We start from the raw sequence: 19,880 nt of genomic DNA, 5'->3' as shown, positions 1-19,880 counted from the left end.
TGGAATTGGTAGACTCGCTAGATTCAGGTTCTAGTGTTCATTGCGGACGTGCGGGTTCAAGTCCCGCCTCGCCCACCAGCTTTTTCTTCTCACAAAACTTCATATGGGCGAGTGGTGGAATTGGTAGACTCGCTAGATTCAGGTTCTAGTGTTCACTGCGGACGTGCGGGTTCAAGTCCCGCCTCGCCCACCATATGAGAAAGCACACTTCGGTGTGCTTTTTTTCGTATCCCAGAACAAAAGGAGCAGACGAGATGACTGATTGGAAAGCCAATCCGAAAATCGCCCACTACATTCACCCCGTACCTTCATGTGATTGCGGCGAACCAGTGGGATGAGGGTGGATTCATAGATTCCGGTCGTGTTGAGGAGCATCTTGCGCTTATGGGGTGGTATTAATGGCCGGCTAAACGCTCCCCATGCTCCAGCAGCGGTAGCGCTGGCTGTAGTACAGCTCTACCGGATATTCCCGCCAGCCGGCCTTGGCGATGCACAGGAAACGGATGCCCTCCCAGCCGTAGCGGTGCTCCGGCTTTTCCTGGACGACCTTCAGAATGTCCACCCGCTGTGGGCCGCTGTCCGAGGGGAGACGAAGGCGCAGAGGCCGCAGCTTTCCATCCGCGCCCCAAAGGGCGATCACATCCACCGGCTGAAGCAATTGTTCCATAGCTGTTGTCACTCCTTTCATGGAAATGATTATAGCACAAATGTTCGAATATTGCAATGGTAATTTTTGGATTGCAAGGGCCGGTGCTTTTTGCTATAATGGGACGAAAAGAAACCGGAGGCGCAGCTATGAGATTTCCCTGCTTGGTGCTGGACCATGACGATACGGTGGTCCAGAGTGAGATGACCGTAAATTATCCTTATTTCTTACAGGTGCTGGCGGATTTCCGGCCGGGGGAGACCGTAACGGCTGAGGAGTACGCCCAGGAATGCTACCGAGTGGGCTTCGCGGACTTCTGCCGTCAACGTTTCCACTTTACAGAGCAGGAAATTCTGGACGAATATATGGGCTGGAAGGAATACGTCAAAACCCACATCCCGGATCCCTTTCCCGGCATCGGCAGAGTGATCCGGCGGCAGCGGGAAGCTGGCGGAAAGATCTGCGTGGTGTCCCACTCCTGCAATGAGAACATTACGAGGGATTACGCCCTTCACTTCGGCATTCAGCCCGATGATATCTTCGGCTGGGACCTGCCGGAGGAGAAACGCAAGCCCAGTGACTATGCTTTGACAACCATCATGGAGAAGTACGGCTTTCAGCCGGAAGAGCTGCTGGTGGTGGACGACATGAAGCTGGCCTATACCATGGCGAAGAAGCAGAATGTGCCCATTGCTTTCGCCGCCTGGGGCCGTCAGAGCTGCCCGGAGATCTGCCGGGAAATGCGGACACTCTGCGATTACAGCTTTGACAGGCCGGAGCAGCTGGAAGAGTTCCAGTTTGGACGCAAATAGATGTTTACACCCCTTGACAAGGCTGGTATAATATACACAGAAACAGGGAAGGGGAGGTGAGCAGTCTGGAAAAGGAAAGCATCAAGATCATGGCCCGGAACCGGGAGGCCTACCATGAGTATTTCGTGGAAGAGGAATTCGAGGCGGGTATTGAACTGTGCGGCACAGAGGTCAAGTCCATCCGCGCGGGCAATCTGAACCTGAAGGATGCCTGGTGCGGCATCAAAAACGGCGAGATGATTCTGAACCAGATGCACATCTCACCTTATGACCACGGCAATATCTTCAACCGGGATGAAAAGCGTCCCAGAAGACTGCTGATGCACAAGCGGGAGATCATGCGACTGTTTGGCAAGGTCAAGCAGGACGGATACTCCCTGATTCCGTTGTCTGTCTACTTTAAGGGAAGCCGGGTAAAGGTCAAGGTCGGCCTGTGCAAGGGTAAAAAACTGTATGATAAGCGCGCCTCCGCCGCGGAGCGGGATGCCAAGCGGCAGATTGAGCGCGCCATGAAGGAGAGATAACCAATGAATCCTACTTTTAAGATCACCATGGAAAACGGCGGTGTTATCGAGGGCGAGCTGTACCCTGATAAGGCCCCCCAGAGCGTTTATAATTTCATCGACCTGTGCAACCACAACTTCTACGACGGACTGATTTTCCACCGGGTCATTCCCGGTTTCATGATTCAGGGCGGCTGTCCTGATGGTACCGGCATGGGCGGCCCCGGCTACTGCATCAAGGGCGAGTTCTTCTTCAACGGTGTAAAGAATGAGCTGAAGCACAAGCGGGGCGTACTGAGCATGGCCCGGTCCTCCTCTCCCAACTCCGCGGGCAGCCAGTTCTTCATCATGCATGAGGATGCCAAGCATCTGGATGGCCAGTATGCCGCTTTTGGTAAGGTCACCTCCGGCATGGATGTGGTGGATGCCATCGCCTCCACCAAGACCGGTCCCAACGACCGGCCTGTGGCTGAGCAGAAGATCAAGTCCATCACCGTAGACACCCACGGGGAGACCTTCCCGGAGCCTAAGAAGCTGCCGGATCCCTATGGCCGGTTCTAAGTAAAAACAGCTGTCATTGCGCGCCGGTCTTCGGGTCGGTTCGCAGTGACATATATCTCAAGTTGGGGCCGTACTGGTTTCGACGGGGGTAGTGAGGCTGGAGTAGCGGGCCGTGGCGCCTGGCCACGATAAAACGGGCAATTTTCTTAAATTTAACTGACAACAATTCTGTTGCAATGGCTGCCTGATTAGGCGCCCATCCGCCCCGGAAGGTCCACGAGCCGGGCTCGGGTGTGATTTGAGTGGAGACCGTGCGTACGCTAAGCTTTGCGCGTACCATGAATCATGAAGCTACTGACTCCCGTAGGGTGTTTGCTCTCGCCGGGATGAGGGAATGTAAATAACAAACTGCGCCCGGAGAAGCTCTTTCCAAGTTGCTTTCGGACAGGGGTTCAAATCCCCTCGGCTCCACCAAATGAAAAACCCCGCCCAAAAGGCGGGATTTTTCATTTGCTGGAGCCTAAAAGAGGGGATTTGAACCTATTCAATCAAGCTGCCAGTGGCAGCTTGGATGCCCCCGGCTGGACGGGGGCATCACCATAGTGTCCTCGATTCCCCTCGGCTCCACCATGAAAAATCCACCCTCAAGGGGTGGATTTTTCATTAGCGGAACAAAGCAGATGGGGAAGTGTCATCATCGGTGAAATAAGACGCCGGGACGCTGGAAAGTATCCTGAAAAGACTATTTTCGGATATCCCGCGCTATATCTGGCATTCCCGGCATATCCGCAAAAAATCCTGCACCAGGGGCCGGGGGGCTTTTTCGCTGTGCCAGATCAGCAGGATCTTTGTTTTCAAAGATGCCTCCGCAATTGGACGGATGGTAAGGGTGCGGCAGAGGTTTTCCATGGATTGTGGGAAAATGGCGGTTGCCAATCCCTGCTCTGCCCACTGCATGGCATCCCGGGCATCATCGCAGACACACAGAACGTTCGGCTCCAGATTCTGGGCGTGAAAGGCATCCAGAATAAAGCGCTCATACCGGCGGTACAGGATCAGGGGAACCTGTGTCAGCGCCGTGAGCCGAATATCCCCGCTTCCCGTGCTGCCGGGGCAGGAGACGGCGATCATGGGTTCCTCGCAGAGCACCGTGTGCGCTACCTTGTCCAGCTGTACCGGCGTGCGGACCACGGAGACATCCAGAATGCCTCGGAGCAGCAGGTCCATCATGGAAAAGGTGGAACCATCGTGCACTTCAAAGCTCACGTCCGGATGGGCTTTGGTAAAGGCCGCGATTTTCGGGAGAATGGGCCCCACCGTGGTGGAGGTCATGCCAAGACGCAGAACCTGCCGCCTGCCCGTCTGGGTGACCTCAAATTTTGCGGAGTCCGCAAATTGCAGCAGCTCTCCGGAACGCTGGTACAGCAGCTTTCCGGCCTCCGTCAGACTGACCCCCTGACGGCTGCGGTCGAAAAGCCGCACATCCAGTTCCTCCTCCAGAAGCTTCAGCTGATAGCTCAGAGGCGGTTGGGACATATTGAGCAGTTTGGCGGCAGCGTTGATGCTGCCGGTCTCGGCAATCTTGCGAAAGTATTCCAGCTGTCGTATTTCCATGGGTGCCTCCAAAGGTTATATTTTATTTGAATAACGCAAGCATAGAAACGATATTATTCATATGGATCATATCGTGTTATACTGTGTTTGTCAATAAAAATTCACAATAGGAGCGAGAAAGTATGAAGAATCTATCCGGGTACTTGAAGCGGTATGCCATGGAGAGCGTCCTGGCCCCGTTGTTCAAGCTGCTGGAGGTCATTCTGGACCTGATGGTTCCACTGGTAGTGGCAAGAATGATCAATATCGGTGTAGCGGGAAACGACAGAACCTATATGGTTCAGTGCTTCGGCATCCTGATCGGCATGGCTCTGCTGGGGCTGGCGGCCAGTATCACTGCCCAGTTCTTTGCGGCCAAGGCCAGCACCGGCTTCGCCGCAGACCTGCGGCAGGCGGTGTTTGACCACATCCAGGGCTTTTCCTTCACGGAGTTGGACACTTTGGGCGCCGACACAATGATAACCCGGCTGACGGACGACATCAATCAGGTGCAGACCGGCGTCAATATGGGCCTGCGGTTGCTGCTGCGCAGTCCCTTTGTGGTTTTCGGCGCTATGGTCATGGCGTTCACCATTGATGTGAAATGCGCCTGGATTTTTGCGGGGGCCATTCCCGTCCTGTTCCTGGTGGTGTTTGCCATTATGCTGGTGAGCATCCCACTGTTCAAGAAGGCCCAGTCGGCTTTGGACCGGGTCACCTGCCTGACGCGGGAGAATCTGACCGGCGTCCGGGTCATCCGTGCTTTCTGCCGGGAGGGTCAGTCCGTCCGGGAATTTGACGAGAGCAGCCGTTACCTTACAAAGCTCAATGAGTTTGTGGGTAGGATTTCCGCCCTGCTGAATCCTCTGACCTATGTGCTCATCAACATCGCGGCGGTAATCCTTATTGACTGGGCGGCCATTGAGGTGAGCATCGGCGGCATTGCGCAGGGCGATGTGGTGGCTCTGAACAACTATATGCTTCAAATTACCGTGGAGCTGATCAAGCTGGCATCCCTGATTATCACACTGAATAAGTCTGTGGCCTGCGCTGGGCGGGTGTCCAGCGTGCTGGCCCAGCCGGCGTCCATGGCCTATCCCGCCGAAAATGTCAAGCCGGCGGAGGATGCCCAGGATGCGGTGTGCTTTGACCATGTGGGATTCACCTACAAAAACGCCGGCGCGCCCAGCTTGACGAACGTCAGCTTCCGGGCGAAGAAAGGCCAGACCATCGGCATCATCGGCGGTACCGGCAGCGGCAAATCCACGCTGGTGAGCCTGATCCCCAGATTCTATGATCCCCAGCAGGGTACTGTGGCTCTGGACGGGGAGGACGCCCGGAACTACACCCGGGAGACGCTTTGCGAGAAGGTCGGTGTTGTGCAGCAGCGCGCGGTGCTGTTCCAGGGTACCATCCGGGATAACCTGCGCTGGGGCAACGAGAATGCCGATGACGCGGCCCTCTGGGAAGCGCTGGAAGCGGCTCAGGCCAAAGAGGTTGTGGAGGCCAAGCCGGGTCAGCTGGACTTCCAGCTGGAGCAGGGGGGACGGAATCTCTCTGGCGGCCAGAAGCAGCGGCTGTCCATTGCCCGGGCTCTGGTGAAAAAGCCGGAGATCCTGATCCTGGACGACAGCTCCAGCGCTCTGGATTTTGCTACGGACGCGGCCCTGCGCAGATCCATCCGGAATCTGGGCTATGATGTGACGACTTTCCTGGTATCCCAGAGAATTGCCTGTATTCGTCAGGCGGACCAGATTCTGGTGCTGGACAACGGCAGCCTTGCCGGTGTGGGCACCCATGAGCAACTGCTGGAAAGCTGCCCCCTGTACCAGGAAATCTTCGACTCCCAGTTCCCGGGTGAGCGGAAAAACGCAAAGGAGGGGAATGCGCAATGAAAAAGCAGACAGTAAAAAATGCCGACAACGGAAAGACCCTGAAAAAACTGTGGGGCCACATTGCCAAGTTTCGTGTCCTTCTGATCCTCAGCGTCATTATGGCCGCGGCTACGGTCATTTTGCAGCTGTATGTTCCCATCCTGTTCGGTGACGCTATTGACAATATCATTGCTGCCGGACAGGTGGATTTTGCCCGGGTGGGCTACTATCTGAAGCGTGTTCTGGTGTTGGCAAGTCTCTCCGGTGTTACCGGCTGGACCATGAGCATTCTCAACAACCGCATGACCTATCGTGTGGTGCAGGACATCCGGGCACAGTCCATTCGCCATATCCAGCATCTGCCCCTGTCCTATCTGGATCAGCACAGCACCGGCGACATCGTCAGCCGGATCATCGCGGACGCGGACATCCTGTCCGATGGCCTGCTGCTGGGCTTTACCCAGCTGTTTTCCGGCGTTGTCACCATTGTTGTGACACTGATTTTCATGTTCTCCAAGAACTTCTGGATCACGCTGCTGGTCATTTGCCTGACCCCCGTCAGCTTCTGGGTGGCGAAGTTTATTTCCTCCCATTCCTATGGAATGTTCCGCAAGCAGAGCGAGGCCCGGGGCAAACAGACCGCTCTTATTGAGGAGATCATCGGCAACCAGAAGGTGGTCCGGGCTTATGGCTACGAGGAGCGGGCCTCCAGGCGTTTCGCCGAGATCAATGAGCAGCTGCGGGATTACAGCGCTCAGGCGATTTTTTACAGCAGCCTGACCAACCCCTGTACCCGGTTTGTCAACAGCCTGATCTATGCCGGCGTGGCACTGATCGGCACCATCCTGATCCCCGGCGGCAGCCTGACCGTAGGCGGTCTGACGGTGCTGCTGTCCTATGCCAACCAGTATATGAAGCCCTTCAACGACATCAGCTCCGTGGTTACGGAGATGCAGAACGCTCTGGCCTGCGCCGCCCGGCTGTTTGCTCTGCTGGAGGAGCCGGAGGAAAGCGCTGATGCCCAGGGTACACTGGAAGACCCCAAGGGCTGCGTGGAAATTCAGAATGTTGCGTTCAGCTATGACAAGAGCCGCAAACTCATTGAGCATTTCAGCCTGGATGCGCGGCCCGGTATGCGTGTGGCAATCGTTGGGCCCACAGGCTGCGGCAAGACCACCTTTATCAATCTGCTCATGCGTTTCTATGATACGGACAGCGGCGAGATTACCATTGACGGCAAGGAGATCAAGACCCTGTCCCGCCATGCGCTGCGCTCCGGGTTCGGCATGGTTTTGCAGGACACCTGGGTCAAGCAGGGCACTGTCCGGGAGAACATCGCCTTCGGCAAGCCGGACGCCACAGATGAGGAGATCATTCTGGCAGCGAAGGAAGCCCATAGCTGGGACTTCATCCGGCGATTGCCCAAGGGGCTGGACACGGTGCTCTATGAGGACAGCATCAGTCAGGGCCAGAAGCAGCTTCTGTGCATTACCCGGGTCATGCTGACCCTGCCGCCTATGCTGATCCTGGATGAGGCAACCTCCAGCATCGATACCCGCACAGAGGTGCTGATCCAGGAGGCCTTTGACAAGCTCATGGAGGGCCGTACCAGCTTTGTGGTGGCCCATCGGCTTTCCACCATCCGCAACGCCTCCCTGATCCTGGTCATGCGGGACGGCAAGATCATTGAGCAGGGAACCCATGAGGAACTGCTGGCCAGGGGCGGGTTCTACCATACCCTTTACAACAGCCAGTTCCAGAGAGCCTGATTCCATCGTTTCCGCAGGGGGCAGCCAATTGGCTGCCCTCGTTTTTCGTTCAAAAATCGGCAAATCACTGTTTAGACTGGGTTCATATTTCAAAAATAAAATATTTCCATATAGAATCATCAGGATAAACGGAGAGAAATACCATGAATACATATCGCGCGGGCATTGATATCGGCTCCACAACGGTGAAGCTGGCGGTGTTGGATGATGAAAATAACCTGCTGTACGGAAACTATGCACGGCATCAGGCCAATACCCAGGGGGCATTGGCAGACCTGTTGAAGGACGCCCGGGAAAAGCTGGGGGAGTGTGCCCTTCGTGCCCGGATCACCGGTTCCGGCGCCATCACGCTGGCAAAGGCCATGGGCATTGGCTTTGTCCAGGAGGTCGTGGCGGTCGCCGCGGCCTTGAAGACCTTTTATCCCCAGACGGATGTGGCCATTGAACTGGGCGGCGAGGACGCCAAGATCATCTATTTTACCGGCGGCCTGGAGGAGCGGATGAACGGCGTCTGCGCCGGAGGCACCGGCTCCTTTATAGACCAGATGGCGTCCCTTTTGCAGACGGATGCCGCGGGGCTGAACGCCGAAGCAGCCAACTATCAGCAAATTTACCCCATCGCCGCCCGCTGCGGCGTGTTTGCCAAGACGGATATCCAGCCCCTCATCAACGAGGGCGCGACGAAAGCGGATCTGGCAGCCTCTATTTTTCAGGCGGTGGTGAATCAGACCATTTCCGGGCTTGCCTGCGGCAAGCCCATCCGGGGCTGCGTGGCCTTTCTGGGCGGCCCCCTGCACTTTTTGCCGGAGCTGAAAAAGGCCTTTATCCGGACCCTGAAGCTGAGCCCGGAAAATGTGGTCGATCCGGAGAATTCCCACCTCTTTGCCGCTATGGGTTCCGCTCTGGAAGAGGACGGCGGCGAGGCGGTCCTTCTGGACGATCTGATTGCCAGACTGGAAAAGGGCGTCCGGGTTTCCTTTGAGATGCCCCGGCTTCCGGCGCTGTTTGAAAGTCAGGCGGATTATGCGGCATTCCGGCAGCGGCACAGCAAGGCTGTTGTGGAAAAGGCCAACCTGGAAACCTACTGCGGCGATTGCTATCTGGGAATTGACGCCGGTTCTACCACCACAAAAATGGCTCTGATTGGTCAGGAGGGGCAGCTGCTCTATTCCTTCTATGCCAATAATAAGGGCAACCCCATTGAGACGGCCAAAACCGCCATCTGGAATCTGAAAACCCGGCTCCCCGGTTCTGCCCGCATTGCCCGCACCTGCTCGACAGGCTACGGCGAGGCGCTGCTGAAATCCGCCTTCAACCTGGACGAGGGCGAGGTGGAGACCATTGCCCACTGCACCGCCGCCTCCTTCTTTGACAGGGATGTGGACTGCGTGCTGGACATCGGCGGTCAGGATATGAAGTGCATCCGCCTGAAAAACGGGGCTGTGGACACCATTATGCTCAATGAGGCATGCTCCTCCGGCTGCGGCTCTTTTATCGAGAATTTCGCCAACTCTCTGGGCTATACGGCGGAAGCCTTTGCCAGGGAGGCCCTTTTTGCCGAGCATCCCGTGGACCTGGGAACCCGCTGCACTGTGTTTATGAACTCCAATGTGAAGCAGGCCCAGAAAGAGGGAGCGAAGGTAGCGGATATTTCCGCGGGCCTTGCCTACTCCGTTATCAAAAACGCCCTGTTCAAGGTCATCAAGCTCAGCTCTGCCAGAGAGTTGGGCAGCCATATCGTGGTTCAGGGCGGCACCTTCCATAATCAGGCGGTGCTGCGGGCCTTTGAACTGATTGCCGGGGCAGAGGTCGTCTGTCCGGATATTGCGGGGCTCATGGGCGCCTTTGGCGCGGCGCTGATTGCCAGAGGCCACGACCACGGCGAGGGGACTTCCATGCTGCCGCTGGAAGAAATTGTGGACCTTGCCTATACCACCAGGACCCGCCGCTGCGGCGGCTGCGCCAACAACTGCATGCTTACCGTGAACATCTTCCCCGGTGGTCGCAGGCATATTACCGGAAACCGCTGCGAAAAGGGTGCGGGAAAAGCGGGCACAGGGGAGAGAGCCCCCAATATGGTGGCCTATAAGCAGAAACGGATGTTTGATTACACACCTCTGACTGAGGCAGAGGCTGACAGAGGTACCATCGGCCTGCCCAGAGTTCTGAATATGTATGAGAACTATCCCTTCTGGGCGACCTTCTTCCGGGAACTGGGCTTCCGGGCTGTGCTGTCGCCCTTCTCGGACAGAAAAATCTATGAGCTGGGTATGGATTCCATTCCATCGGAATCCGAATGCTACCCCGCCAAGCTGGCCCACGGACATGTGCAGTGGCTGATTAATCAGGGCATCACCACCATTTTCCATCCCTGTGTTTTTTATGAATACCAGGAGCACAAGGACGCCCAGAATCACTACAGCTGCCCCATGGTGGTGTCCTACGCAGAGAACCTGAAAAACAACGTGGAGGCTGTTACAGAGGGGAAGGTTCGCTATATCCGTCCCTTTGTGGCTTTTACCAATGAAAAGGTGGCGGCGGAGCGGCTGATCAGGCTCTGCAAGGAGGAATGGGATATTCCCGCTTCGGAGGTCAAAGCGGCGGTAAAAGCTGCCTGGGCAGAGCAGCGGAAGGCCAAGGCTGACATTGTGGCGGAGGGCCGACGGGTTTTGCAGGAGATGGAGGCCAGGGGCGGCAGCGGTATTGTGCTGGCCGGGCGGCCCTACCATATTGACCCGGAAATCAACCATGGAATCCCGGAACTGATTGCGTCCTACGGCCTGACGGTGCTCACCGAGGACAGTCTGCCGGACCCGGAGGAGGATCAGCACCTGCGGATCGTGGACCAGTGGGTCTACCATTCCCGGCTGTACTCCGCCGCCAGGTTTGTTCGGAACCGGGATGATCTGGAGCTTTTGCAGCTCAATTCCTTCGGCTGCGGCCTGGATGCCGTGACCACGGATCAGGTGAATGAGATTCTGGAGGGCAGCAACAAGCTCTACACCCTGCTGAAAATCGATGAAGTGAACAATCTGGGTGCCGTTCGTATCCGCATCCGCAGCCTGATTGCCGCCATGAAGATGCGGCGGGAGGAAAAGATCCATGCCCAGCCCCGGCCCGTGGACTATGAAAGAGTAGAGTACACCGAGCAGATGCAGCTGGAGGGCTATACCATTCTGGCACCCCAGATGAGTCCCATTCATTTTGAGATGTTGCAGCCGGTTTTCGAAAAGCACGGCTACCATGTGGTTGTTCTGGACAACGATGACCGGACGGCCATTGACACAGGCCTGAAATACGTCAACAATGACGCCTGCTTTCCCTCCATTACGGTGGTGGGCCAGATTATGGAGGCGGTGCTTTCCGGCAAGTACGATACGGACCGTCTGGCCATTATGATGACCCAGACCGGCGGCTGCTGCCGGGCCAGCAACTATGTGGCCTTTATCCGCCGGGCACTCCAAAAGGCGGGGTATGGCCATATCCCCGTGATTTCCGTGAATGCCAACGGCATGGAAAGGAACGCAGGTTTTAAGATCACGGCGGGCCTTGCCATTGACGCGGTGCACGCTCTGGTTTATGGGGATCTCTTCATGCGCTGTCTGTACCGGGTTCGGCCCTATGAAAAGGTTCCGGGTTCAGCGGAGGAGCTGCATCAGAAGTGGAAAAAGATCTGTATTGAGTCCCTGGTGGATAAGGATACCACCTATTCCTACGGCTGGGTCTGCCGGGGCATTGTCCAGGCCTTTGATAACCTACCCATCGATGAGACCCTGCGCAAGCCTCGGGTGGGCATCGTAGGAGAGATTTTGGTCAAGTACATGCCTTTGGCGAACAACCATCTGGTGGAGGTTCTGGAGGCGGAGGGCGCCGAGGCTGTGGTTCCCGATATGCTGGACTTTTTCAACTACTGCCTGCTGGGCGGAAAATACCGCCATGAATTTCTGGGTGCGGGCTGGGGCTCGGAATTTACGGCCAAGGCGGGAATTCAGGTTCTGCGGGCTCTGCGCAGACCGGCCATTGACGCCCTGCGCAAGAGTAAGCGCTTTGAGCCTCCTGTGCCCATTGAACGCATTGCGGACATGACCAGGCCCTACCTGTCTCTGGGCAACCAGTATGGAGAAGGCTGGTTCCTGGCAGGCGAAATGGTGGAGCTGATCAACGCCGGAGTGCCCAATGTCATCTGTATCCAGCCCTTTGCGTGTCTGCCCAACCATGTGGTGGGCAAGGGCGTAATCAAGGTTCTGAAAAAAGACTACCCCCAGGCCAACATTGCCGCTGTGGACTATGACCCCGGTGCCAGCGAAGTCAACCAGCTCAACCGTATCAAGCTCATGCTGTCGGTCGCTAAGGAAAATATGAAGAATGCCAAATAACAAACAGCGCCATCCGGAGTGTACAAGGCCCCGAATGGCGCTGTTTGCAGTGCGCCGGGGCGGCAAAACTGCCGCCCCGGCGGGATTTGAAATTGTTCAATCCGAAAAACTCTCAGGCTGGACATAGCCGTCAGAGCTGTAAGAGAAGCTGCCGCCATACTTCACGGTGACGTACAGGGTGCCCGTCCCGGCTTTGATCTGGACATAGCAAATGTTGTTTTCGTCAAACAGGTCGGTGATTTCCATAGCCTGGTCCTGATAGTAGACCCAGACCGTGCCGTCGTCCTTGTATTCTACATCGACATTGCTGTTGATCTCCTCCAGAAGCTCCTCGTCGGTCAGGGGCCGCTCGTTGCCGAAGTTGTCGATGGCAACACCGCCGCCGCCCAGCTCGTGACGGCCCTGAGCGTCCTCGTAGGAGAGGGTATAGTTTCCGTTTTCAATGTCCATAACGGCGTCGGTCTGGTCTCCGCGGATCCACAGCTGGATGGTTCTGCGGATGCCGCCTACATTTTCCGCATAGCCCACCGTTGCCATGCCAAGGATCAGCACAGCGGCGGCGCACAGAATAACTGCCTTGCGCACAGTGAATTTTCTCGTTTTCATAGCTTTTGCCTCCGTCAAAAAATCGTCGGAGGCGTGCAGCACACCAAAGGCACGCCTGTATTTTTCTTTATTCGTCATCATCCCACGCCTCCATCAGTTTGGTTTTCAGGAGCTTTCTTCCTCTGCTCAACTGGCTTTTTACAGTTCCTTCGGTCGTATGCAGGATTTCCGCAATTTCGGAAACGGACAGATCTTCGTAGTAGTGCAGATGGATGGTCACCCGGTATTTCCTGGGCAATTCCATGACTGCCTCAAACAGGCTCTTGTCCTCCGGTTCCTCGAAGGAAAGTTCCTCCATGTAGTCCTCCCAGGGCACCTTTTTCCTGTGCCAGAAGGAACGCAGCAGATCCCGGGACCGATTGATGGCAACTCGCAGCAGCCAGGCCTTGATGTGGTTTTCATCGGTGAAGTCCTGATCCGTGTCCCAGTATTTCAGAAATGTATCCTGCACCACGTCATCCGCGTCCTCCTTGCTTCCCGTTGCGCTGAACGCGGCGGAAAACACCCGGTCGCCGAACTGACGGAACGCATCCTCAGCCGATAGCTTCATAAGCAGCTCCTCTGTATGTTCGAAAGTACTTTCTGTATACCAAACGATTCCGAAGGGAAAAAGGTTGCACGTTTTTTGATTTTGTGAAAAAAGTCATCCCCAAGGGAAGGCGGCCAGCCGCCAACATTGGCCCGGAAGCTGACGGTATGGTCGTGTCCGTTTTCTGACCGCTCTGACGTCGTTCCCCGCGGGGCGATGTGGGCTTTTGAAAGAGATTTGTTCGATACTTTTCTGCATTCGTAAGAAAAAACGCTTTCGGGAGAACGCAAGATGACCACGGAACAGGGCGATTGCCTGAGGCAATGGAACAGGGGCAGCCGGTCAGCTGCCCCTGTCAAAAATTTGCTTTTACCCCAGCCGCTCCGCCATTCTGGCGGCGATGGCGGGGGCGACAACCTTCAGAAAAGCGTCGTTCCCGAAGTGCTGGGCTCGGACGGAGGCCGTCAGGCCGGTACCGTTTATCTCGTTGGAGTCCGTATCCCTGGGAATCCGGACATAAGTCCTGGGATTCCATGCCGCGTAGTGCTCCCAGATCATGGGGCAGTCGCCTATGCCGTACCAGTAGGCAACCGTCTCCACATTGTACCAGATATCCCGGTTCCAGTCCCCGCGGTATACTCTGCCGGGATACTCGTTGGCAAAGGTCTTCAAAAAGTCCTCCACCATGGCATCAAAGCGGGGCATCTGTTCCTTGCCGTTTTCGTAGTCGAATTCACCCTGAAGCCATACAACGCCTACGAAGCGGTTCTCAGGGTTTAAGTCCAGCGCGTGGCGGATGCGGTCCTTCATGGCCGCAAAGAAGGGAGACTGTGCGCCCCAGCGCAGACGGCCCTCGGAGGGGCGCATGGTTTCGGAATCGTAGCTGCCTTCTTCGCCCACCGTAAAGCCCACGCCGCCGTAGGCACAGGGGAGAACCAGAACACCGTAGTCCTCCGGGATCAGGTCCAGCAGCCTGTCGGCCAGGGGCAGGTGCATGCCTTTGGTGCCCGGCATGGCTGAATCGCTTCCGGGATTGCTGAAGGGCCGAAGGTCCTGAAAATTCTGGGCGCAGGCCCCCAGAGGGATCAGCTTCAGATTGTCCTCTCCGTAAAGGCCCAGCTGGCGGATACGGCTGCCCCGGAATTGCTTCAGATAGTCGCCGGGAATTCTGGATTCGTCAAAGCCCACCGCGTTGGACTGGCCTGCCACGCAGAGGATCATATATTTGTCGCTCATAAATCAATGCCTCACTGCCGTTCAAAATTCAGGAAACGTGTTCCCTGGAAGCTCAGCTTCCCGTGGTCGCCCTCCGCCAGCATGCCGTATTGCTGCCCATTGATGTGGAACTCCATTCGATCCCCGCTTTCCACCTGAAAGGTTGCGTAATAGGTGGTAGAGGAGTCGGTGTGATAGCCGTGGGCGCCTGTGGCGTCTCCCGCGTTGGCGTGGCGGTGATAGGACACGTTTGTTCGCTTGGCAACCACAGAGGCAGGCACGGAGAGCCGGGGAGAGTTGTTGTTTTTGTTCCAGGTCTTCAGTCCCCGGAAGGCCTGCACCATAATAATCACAAGTACAGCGGCAAAGCCGATGTAAAAAAGGATTTGGAACAGGCTGAATGTGTCAAAGAAGTCCATGCCGGACATTCGATAGAGCATAGGGCGTCTCCTTTTTGCTTTTATCATACCATATCCGCCCCGTGATTGCAACCAGGGATTTGGCTTGACATTTGCGGGGCGGATTGTTAGAATGTTCTCGAAAATATCGAATTTTTTGGAAAGAAGGCTTTGAAATGGCCCTGAAAATAATTTTGGAATGTCTGATTTTTATTGCCCTCTCCTGCGGCGCCGTGTTCTGGAGCATCCGTCCGGCGGCGGGCGGGGTTCTGGGCCGGATGCACGTCTACCCGCCTGTGATCGTCGCCCGGTGCCGGGAACTGGGCATTGTTCCGGAAAATGGGAAAGGGCCGGAATACAATCGGCAGCGGGTGGTGTTTATCCTCGTTTCAATCCCACTGCAGTCCTGTCTGTGCTTCTTCCTGGGCGGGGCGCGGGATTTTCTGAGCGCCTTTTTGCAGAGCTACCTGATGTGGGTCACAGAGCTGTGGTTCGAGGTGTTCATCCTTGGCTGCGGCTGGTTCTGCCACGCCAGCCGCTGGGTGATCCCCGGCACGGAGGACCTGCGGGATGTCTATAAGGACTATTGGCCTCACATCAAGGGCGGCATTCTCGGTATGTCCATGCGGACTGTTCTTGCCGCGCCGGTGGGATTCCTTGTGAACCTGATGGCGGATCTGATTGCATAATGAAAAGGAGCTGCGCCTGGCAGCTCCTTTTGCGTTACACCACAATTTCGGAATTGGGGATGATTACCGCGGCAATCAGGTAGGCCACGATGCCCGTCCCGCCCAGCAGGGCCAGAATTGCCCAGATCAGACGGATGATGGTGGGGTCGATGCCGAAGAATTCGCCCAGCCCGCCGCAAACACCGCAGATCATTTTATTGGTATTGGATTTGTATAGCTTTTTGTTCATGGTAAATACCTCCTGTCTATGCAATGCCGTTTTCCAACAGCTTCATAACGTCTTTATGGATATCCTCAATGGAGCGCATCTGTCCATCCCGGCAGCAATCTACGGTTTCCCAGCCAAGCTTTTCGGCGCAGTACGCTGCCGCTTCCCGGCTGTGCCGTAAGTAGGCAATGTCCCGCTCGTGGATGTCCTTTTTGTTCTCGTCTCCGCTGTAGCGGGCGGTCATCAGGGCTTGGCTGACTGCGGGATCCACATTCAGATAGATAACGCGGTCCGGGGCGGGAATGCCGAGCTTATTATACTCGAAATCAAAGAGCCAGTTGAGAAAATCCTCCCATTGCTCCTTCGGCAGCTTGCTGCACTGGTGCACGGCGTTGGAGGTGGTGTAGCGGTCGGCAATAACCACACCCCGGGCATAGTCCCGGCACCAGTCTTTTTTATAGGACGCAAAACGGTCTACCGCGAAAAAGGAGCTGGCGGCATAGGCATTCACATCCTGGGGATCTGTGCCGAACTGACCGGACAGATACATCCGCACCAGCGCGGAGGAATCGGACCCGTAATCCGGAAAGGAGACCTCCCGTACCGGAATGCCCTTTTCCACAAGTGCCTCTGTCAGCCTTTTTGCCTGGGTCGCCTTGCCGCTGCCGTCCAAACCCTCTATCACAATCAGCTTCTTTGCCGCCATGGTTTCCATCTCCTGCCGCTTTCCGTAAAAAGCTTTTTTCTTTTATTATACTACATCCGTCAAGAGGGAGGATGCGGCAGTTTCAAAACCATGCATCGTTTCCTTTGGGCAGCACTGATTCGCGGCGAGAAAAGACGCCGCGGTGGCGGCGCCTTTTTTGCGTTTTATTCGATTCCCGTTACGGTGTATTTGCCGCCGCAGGAGGCGGTCTCGGTCAGAATGGTGTCGGCCACGGCTTCGGTAAGCTCAACCAGCGCGGTCCCGGTGTCCTTGCTGACCTTGGCATCCGTAACCTGAGGAAGGGCCTCCAGTGCGTTTTTAACCCGGTTTTCGCAGCCGGAGCAGCCCATGCCTTCAATAAAAATGGTCTTCTTCATAGCAATTTCTCCTTATTCAATGGAAATAAATTTGTAGCCTTCTGTTTTGATGGCTTTCTTCAAGGCGGCAGCATCCACCTTTTTGCTGAGGGTCACAACGGCGATGCCTTTTTCATGGTCCGCCTGGGCGGAGGTCACGCCGTCTACGGCTTCCAGAGCCTTTTGCACAGCCGCCTCGCAGTGGTGGCACATCATGCCCTCAATGTGGATGGTCTTCACCATATCGTTCTGGCCATTCCGGGCCTTATGGCTGCGCTTGCGGTCATGGCTGCCGTCATAGAGTTTGCAGAGATTCAGCCGCAGGGCATTGGTCACCACGCAGAAGCTGGAGAGGCTCATGGCTGCCGCGCCGAACATGGGATTCAGCGTCAGCCCAAGGCCCACAAAGCATCCGGCCGCCAGGGGAATGCCGATGGTGTTGTAGAAAAATGCCCAGAAGAGGTTTTCGTGGATGTTCCGCAGGGTGGAGCGGCTGAGCCGGATGGCTGCGGGCACATCCAGCAGGCTGCTCTTCATGAGCACCACATCCGCCGCGTCAATGGCCACATCCGCGCCCGCGCCGATGGCAATGCCTGTATCGGCCCGTGTCAGGGCGGGGGCGTCGTTGATGCCGTCGCCGACCATGGCAACTTTGCCCTTGGCCTTCAGCCGACGGATAACCGTTTCCTTGCCGTCGGGCAGGACCCCGGCAATGACCTGATCCACACCTGCCTGAGCGCCGATTGCTTTGGCGGTGCGCTCATTATCGCCGGTAAGCATGACTACCTGGATGCCCATATTCCGCAGCTCCCGGATGGCCTGGGGGCTGTCGGACTTCATGGTGTCCGCCACAGCAATCATTCCGGCGAAAGCGCCGTCATAGGCAAACAGCAGGGGTGTCTTGCCCTGTTCCGCCAGCGACTGGGCTTTGGTGGTCATATCCGCGGGAACGGAAACCTGTCCGGAGATGAATTTCAGACTGCCGCCCAAAAGAGCCTTGCCGTCCAGCCTTGCCTGAAGGCCGTTGCCGGGCAGCGCTTCAAAATCCGTTACCTCCGCAATCCGCATGCCCCGGGTGGCGCCCTCTTCCAGAATGGCCTTTGCCAGAGGGTGCTCACTCTTGCTTTCCAGAGCCAGGGCCAGCTTCAAAAGCTGAGCTTCCTGCCCTTCGCTGACGATATCCGTCACCTTGGGCCTGCCCTCCGTGATGGTGCCGGTCTTATCCAGAACAACGATATCCGTTTTGCCGGTCTGCTCCAGAGAGACGGCGGTCTTGAAGAGTATGCCGTTTTTGGCGCCTACGCCGTTGCCGACCATAATGGCAACAGGAGTGGCAAGGCCCAGGGCGCAGGGGCAGCTGATGACCAGCACGGAAATGCCTCTTGCCAGCGCAAAGGAGAATTCCCGGCCCAGCAGCAGCCAGACAATGGTGGTGATGACCGCAATGGAGATCACCGCGGGCACAAACACACCGGAAACCCGGTCCGCAATCTTGGCAATGGGGGCCTTGGTAGCCGCCGCGTCGGAGACCATTTTGATGATCTGGGAAAGGGTGGTGTCCGCACCTACGCGGCTTGCCCTGCAGCGGAGAAAGCCGGACTGGTTGAGAGTTGCGGCCGACACGCCGTCGCCGGCGCCCTTGTCCACGGGGATACTCTCGCCGGTCAGGGCGGATTCGTTGACGGCACTGGTGCCCTCCAGAACGACGCCGTCCACAGGGATGCTCTCGCCGGGACGCACTACAAAGATATCGTCCTTTTGCACCTGCTCGATGGGAACGGTCACTTCCTGCCCACCCCGGACCAGCGTGGCGGTCTTGGGGGCCAGATCCATCAGACCCTTCAACGCGTCTGTGGTTTTGCCCTTGGAGCGAGCCTCCAGCATCTTGCCCACGGTAATCAGGGTCAGAATCATGGCGGCGGACTCAAAATAGAACTCGTCCATATAGGTCATGACCCCGGCCATATCCCCGCGGACCTGGGCGTCGGTCATGGCGAACAGTGCGTAGACGCTCCATACAAAGGAAGCCATGGAGCCAAGGGCTACCAGGGTATCCATATTTGGGGAGCGGTTCCACAGAGCCTTGAAGCCTGAGATAAAGAATTTCTGGTTGATGACCATGATGATTCCCGCCAGCAGCAGCTGTACAAGGCCCATGGCCACATGGTTTCCGTCGAACCAATGGGGCAGGGGCCAGCCCCACATCATATGGCCCATGGAAAAATACATCAGCACCGCCAAAAAGCCGATGGAGGCAATGAGCCGGCGCTTTAATTTCGGTGTCTCATGGTCCGCCAGGGTATCCTCTGCGGCGGATGGTGCCTTTTCCGCACCCTTGGCGGAGCAGCCGTAGCCTGCCTGCTCCACGGCCCGGATAATGGCGGCGCTGTCCGCCGCACCCTCTACGCCCATGGAGTTTGTCAGCAGGCTCACCGCGCAGCCGGAAACGCCAGGTACCTGGTTCACGGCCTTTTCCACCCGTGCCACACAGGCGGCGCAGCTCATGCCTGTTACATTGTATTGTGTCATATTTCTCCTCCTGATTTTCCAGTTTTCCCTATTTGGAGAGAGTTATTTCATGAGCTTTTGCAGAATGGTCACCAGCTCCTCGATGACTTCATCCTTACCCGCCCGGATGTCCCGTGCCACGCAGCCTTCAATGTGACGGGCCAGAATTTCTTTGTTGAAGGCGTTCATGGCGGCGTTGACGGCGGCGGACTGGGTCAGGATGTCGTAGCAGTACGCGTCCCGCTCGATCATGGCCTGCAAGCCCCGCACCTGCCCTTCAATACGCTTGAGGCGGTTCAACAGCTTCCGCTTTTCCTCATCGCTCCGCTGTGTGGTCTTCTCGGTGCCTCCGCAGCAACAGCACTGGTGTTCATCCATTCGGCATCGCTCCTTTCGTATACCCCTTGGGGGTATTTGCATTATATACCCGCAGGGGGTATTTGTCAAGAGGGGAATCCCTATTATCTTGCTCGGCCTTTTGAAGAACTTTTGCTTAACCTATCTGCAGGCTGAGTGCCTCCGGCGGGGAGCTTCTTGTCCCGCCAAGAAGCTCCGCAAGAATGCGGCTTAAGGGAGGCGCTGCCAGAAAGC

General features: G+C 56.6%; 18 protein-coding genes, 1 tRNA gene and 1 other RNA gene. 9 read left to right on the top strand and 11 right to left on the bottom strand.

Annotation, left to right across the window (positions count from 1 at the left end):
* The first annotated feature begins 105 nt into the window (after nt 1-105).
* Nucleotides 106-193, top strand: a tRNA-Leu gene (locus KQI10_RS05755).
* A gap of 213 nt (nt 194-406) precedes the next feature.
* On the opposite strand, the gene KQI10_RS05750 is transcribed toward KQI10_RS05755, so the two are convergent.
* On the bottom strand, nt 407-667 hold the full coding sequence (locus tag KQI10_RS05750; protein WP_216566454.1) for a hypothetical protein: 261 nt from the start codon (nt 665-667) through the stop codon (nt 407-409).
* A 128-nt stretch (nt 668-795) separates the two neighbouring features.
* Here KQI10_RS05750 and KQI10_RS05745 point away from each other — a divergent pair, with 128 nt between their 5' ends.
* The 4 genes from KQI10_RS05745 (at nt 796) to ssrA (ending at nt 2,936) form a co-directional block, all read left to right on the top strand.
* On the top strand, nt 796-1,458 hold the full coding sequence (locus KQI10_RS05745) for an HAD family hydrolase (protein ID WP_216566453.1): 663 nt from the start codon (nt 796-798) through the stop codon (nt 1,456-1,458).
* Nucleotides 1,459-1,523: 65 nt separating this feature from the next.
* Nucleotides 1,524-1,982: an SsrA-binding protein SmpB gene (smpB, locus tag KQI10_RS05740; RefSeq protein WP_216566456.1), complete on the top strand. Its 459-nt coding sequence runs from the start codon at nt 1,524-1,526 to the stop codon at nt 1,980-1,982.
* A gap of 3 nt (nt 1,983-1,985) precedes the next feature.
* Entirely contained in the window at nt 1,986-2,522 is a 537-nt protein-coding gene (locus KQI10_RS05735; protein ID WP_216566452.1) for a peptidylprolyl isomerase, read from the top strand.
* 64 nt (nt 2,523-2,586) lie between these two features.
* Nucleotides 2,587-2,936, top strand: a transfer-messenger RNA (tmRNA) gene (ssrA, locus tag KQI10_RS05730).
* Nucleotides 2,937-3,224: 288 nt separating this feature from the next.
* On the opposite strand, the gene KQI10_RS05725 is transcribed toward ssrA, so the two are convergent.
* Complete coding sequence (locus KQI10_RS05725; RefSeq protein WP_216566451.1) at nt 3,225-4,076, bottom strand: LysR family transcriptional regulator; 852 nt, start codon at nt 4,074-4,076, stop codon at nt 3,225-3,227.
* Nucleotides 4,077-4,198: 122 nt separating this feature from the next.
* Between KQI10_RS05725 and KQI10_RS05720 the strand changes: the two genes are divergently transcribed.
* The 3 genes from KQI10_RS05720 (at nt 4,199) to KQI10_RS05710 (ending at nt 12,074) form a co-directional block, all read left to right on the top strand.
* Complete coding sequence (locus KQI10_RS05720) at nt 4,199-5,950, top strand: ABC transporter ATP-binding protein (RefSeq protein ID WP_216566450.1); 1,752 nt, start codon at nt 4,199-4,201, stop codon at nt 5,948-5,950.
* Nucleotides 5,947-7,698, top strand: coding sequence for an ABC transporter ATP-binding protein (locus KQI10_RS05715; RefSeq protein WP_216566449.1), 1,752 nt, complete (start codon nt 5,947-5,949; stop codon nt 7,696-7,698). Before KQI10_RS05720 ends, KQI10_RS05715 begins: the two co-directional genes overlap by 4 nt.
* A 143-nt stretch (nt 7,699-7,841) precedes the next feature.
* A complete protein-coding gene (locus tag KQI10_RS05710; protein WP_216566448.1) occupies nt 7,842-12,074 on the top strand; it encodes a 2-hydroxyacyl-CoA dehydratase in 4,233 nt (1,410 codons plus the stop codon).
* A 96-nt stretch (nt 12,075-12,170) separates the two neighbouring features.
* Here KQI10_RS05710 and KQI10_RS05705 read toward each other — a convergent pair whose 3' ends face one another.
* From KQI10_RS05705 to KQI10_RS05690, 4 genes are all read right to left on the bottom strand, one after another.
* On the bottom strand, nt 12,171-12,758 hold the full coding sequence (locus tag KQI10_RS05705; RefSeq protein WP_216566447.1) for a hypothetical protein: 588 nt from the start codon (nt 12,756-12,758) through the stop codon (nt 12,171-12,173).
* On the bottom strand, nt 12,748-13,230 hold the full coding sequence (locus KQI10_RS05700; protein WP_216566446.1) for an RNA polymerase sigma factor: 483 nt from the start codon (nt 13,228-13,230) through the stop codon (nt 12,748-12,750). The genes KQI10_RS05705 and KQI10_RS05700 overlap by 11 nt, the downstream gene beginning before the upstream one ends.
* Before the next feature lie 348 nt (nt 13,231-13,578).
* On the bottom strand, nt 13,579-14,445 hold the full coding sequence (locus KQI10_RS05695) for a hypothetical protein (RefSeq protein WP_216566445.1): 867 nt from the start codon (nt 14,443-14,445) through the stop codon (nt 13,579-13,581).
* Between the two features lie 11 nt (nt 14,446-14,456).
* On the bottom strand, nt 14,457-14,864 hold the full coding sequence (locus tag KQI10_RS05690) for a DUF2500 domain-containing protein (protein WP_253285174.1): 408 nt from the start codon (nt 14,862-14,864) through the stop codon (nt 14,457-14,459).
* Between the two features lie 134 nt (nt 14,865-14,998).
* On the opposite strand from KQI10_RS05690, the gene KQI10_RS05685 reads away from it, so the two are divergent.
* Nucleotides 14,999-15,511 carry a hypothetical protein gene (locus tag KQI10_RS05685; RefSeq protein WP_216566444.1) on the top strand — a complete coding sequence of 171 codons (513 nt, stop codon included), beginning with the start codon at nt 14,999-15,001 and terminating at the stop codon, nt 15,509-15,511.
* Nucleotides 15,512-15,545: 34 nt separating this feature from the next.
* Here the strand turns inward: KQI10_RS05685 and KQI10_RS05680 are convergent, their stop codons facing one another.
* The 5 genes from KQI10_RS05680 to KQI10_RS05660 all read right to left on the bottom strand — a co-directional run bounded on the left by KQI10_RS05680 (nt 15,546) and on the right by KQI10_RS05660 (nt 19,667).
* A complete protein-coding gene (locus tag KQI10_RS05680) occupies nt 15,546-15,740 on the bottom strand; it encodes a PspC domain-containing protein (RefSeq protein ID WP_216566443.1) in 195 nt (64 codons plus the stop codon).
* A gap of 16 nt (nt 15,741-15,756) precedes the next feature.
* Nucleotides 15,757-16,425 (bottom strand): deoxynucleoside kinase, encoded by a 669-nt coding sequence (locus tag KQI10_RS05675; RefSeq protein ID WP_216566442.1) that lies wholly within the window; start codon nt 16,423-16,425, stop codon nt 15,757-15,759.
* A gap of 164 nt (nt 16,426-16,589) precedes the next feature.
* Nucleotides 16,590-16,802, bottom strand: coding sequence for a heavy-metal-associated domain-containing protein (locus tag KQI10_RS05670; protein WP_216566441.1), 213 nt, complete (start codon nt 16,800-16,802; stop codon nt 16,590-16,592).
* A gap of 12 nt (nt 16,803-16,814) precedes the next feature.
* Nucleotides 16,815-19,310 carry a heavy metal translocating P-type ATPase gene (locus KQI10_RS05665; protein ID WP_216566440.1) on the bottom strand — a complete coding sequence of 832 codons (2,496 nt, stop codon included), beginning with the start codon at nt 19,308-19,310 and terminating at the stop codon, nt 16,815-16,817.
* A gap of 42 nt (nt 19,311-19,352) precedes the next feature.
* Nucleotides 19,353-19,667, bottom strand: a complete 315-nt coding sequence (locus KQI10_RS05660) for a metal-sensing transcriptional repressor (RefSeq protein WP_216566439.1) — start codon at nt 19,665-19,667, stop codon at nt 19,353-19,355.
* Nucleotides 19,668-19,880 lie beyond the last annotated feature (213 nt).

Source organism: Pseudoflavonifractor sp. MSJ-30, from assembly GCF_018918045.1.
Taxonomy (GTDB): domain Bacteria; phylum Bacillota; class Clostridia; order Oscillospirales; family Oscillospiraceae; genus Faecousia.
The sequence above is the reverse complement of the archived record's forward strand: the minus strand, read 5'-3'. Positions and strand labels throughout refer to the sequence as shown.

Coding starts and splice junctions, on each gene's coding strand:
- KQI10_RS05675 (WP_216566442.1), bottom strand. CDS start 16,425: ATGGCGGCAAAGAAGCTGATTGTGATAGAGGGTTTGGACGGCAGCGGC.
- KQI10_RS05690 (WP_253285174.1), bottom strand. CDS start 14,864: ATGCTCTATCGAATGTCCGGCATGGACTTCTTTGACACATTCAGCCTG.
- KQI10_RS05705 (WP_216566447.1), bottom strand. CDS start 12,758: ATGACGAATAAAGAAAAATACAGGCGTGCCTTTGGTGTGCTGCACGCC.
- KQI10_RS05665 (WP_216566440.1), bottom strand. CDS start 19,310: ATGACACAATACAATGTAACAGGCATGAGCTGCGCCGCCTGTGTGGCA.
- KQI10_RS05750 (WP_216566454.1), bottom strand. CDS start 667: ATGGAACAATTGCTTCAGCCGGTGGATGTGATCGCCCTTTGGGGCGCG.
- KQI10_RS05660 (WP_216566439.1), bottom strand. CDS start 19,667: ATGGATGAACACCAGTGCTGTTGCTGCGGAGGCACCGAGAAGACCACA.
- KQI10_RS05695 (WP_216566445.1), bottom strand. CDS start 14,445: ATGAGCGACAAATATATGATCCTCTGCGTGGCAGGCCAGTCCAACGCG.
- KQI10_RS05745 (WP_216566453.1), top strand. CDS start 796: ATGAGATTTCCCTGCTTGGTGCTGGACCATGACGATACGGTGGTCCAG.
- KQI10_RS05720 (WP_216566450.1), top strand. CDS start 4,199: ATGAAGAATCTATCCGGGTACTTGAAGCGGTATGCCATGGAGAGCGTC.
- KQI10_RS05735 (WP_216566452.1), top strand. CDS start 1,986: ATGAATCCTACTTTTAAGATCACCATGGAAAACGGCGGTGTTATCGAG.
- KQI10_RS05700 (WP_216566446.1), bottom strand. CDS start 13,230: ATGAAGCTATCGGCTGAGGATGCGTTCCGTCAGTTCGGCGACCGGGTG.
- KQI10_RS05680 (WP_216566443.1), bottom strand. CDS start 15,740: ATGAACAAAAAGCTATACAAATCCAATACCAATAAAATGATCTGCGGT.
- KQI10_RS05685 (WP_216566444.1), top strand. CDS start 14,999: ATGGCCCTGAAAATAATTTTGGAATGTCTGATTTTTATTGCCCTCTCC.
- KQI10_RS05670 (WP_216566441.1), bottom strand. CDS start 16,802: ATGAAGAAGACCATTTTTATTGAAGGCATGGGCTGCTCCGGCTGCGAA.
- KQI10_RS05715 (WP_216566449.1), top strand. CDS start 5,947: ATGAAAAAGCAGACAGTAAAAAATGCCGACAACGGAAAGACCCTGAAA.
- KQI10_RS05710 (WP_216566448.1), top strand. CDS start 7,842: ATGAATACATATCGCGCGGGCATTGATATCGGCTCCACAACGGTGAAG.
- KQI10_RS05725 (WP_216566451.1), bottom strand. CDS start 4,076: ATGGAAATACGACAGCTGGAATACTTTCGCAAGATTGCCGAGACCGGC.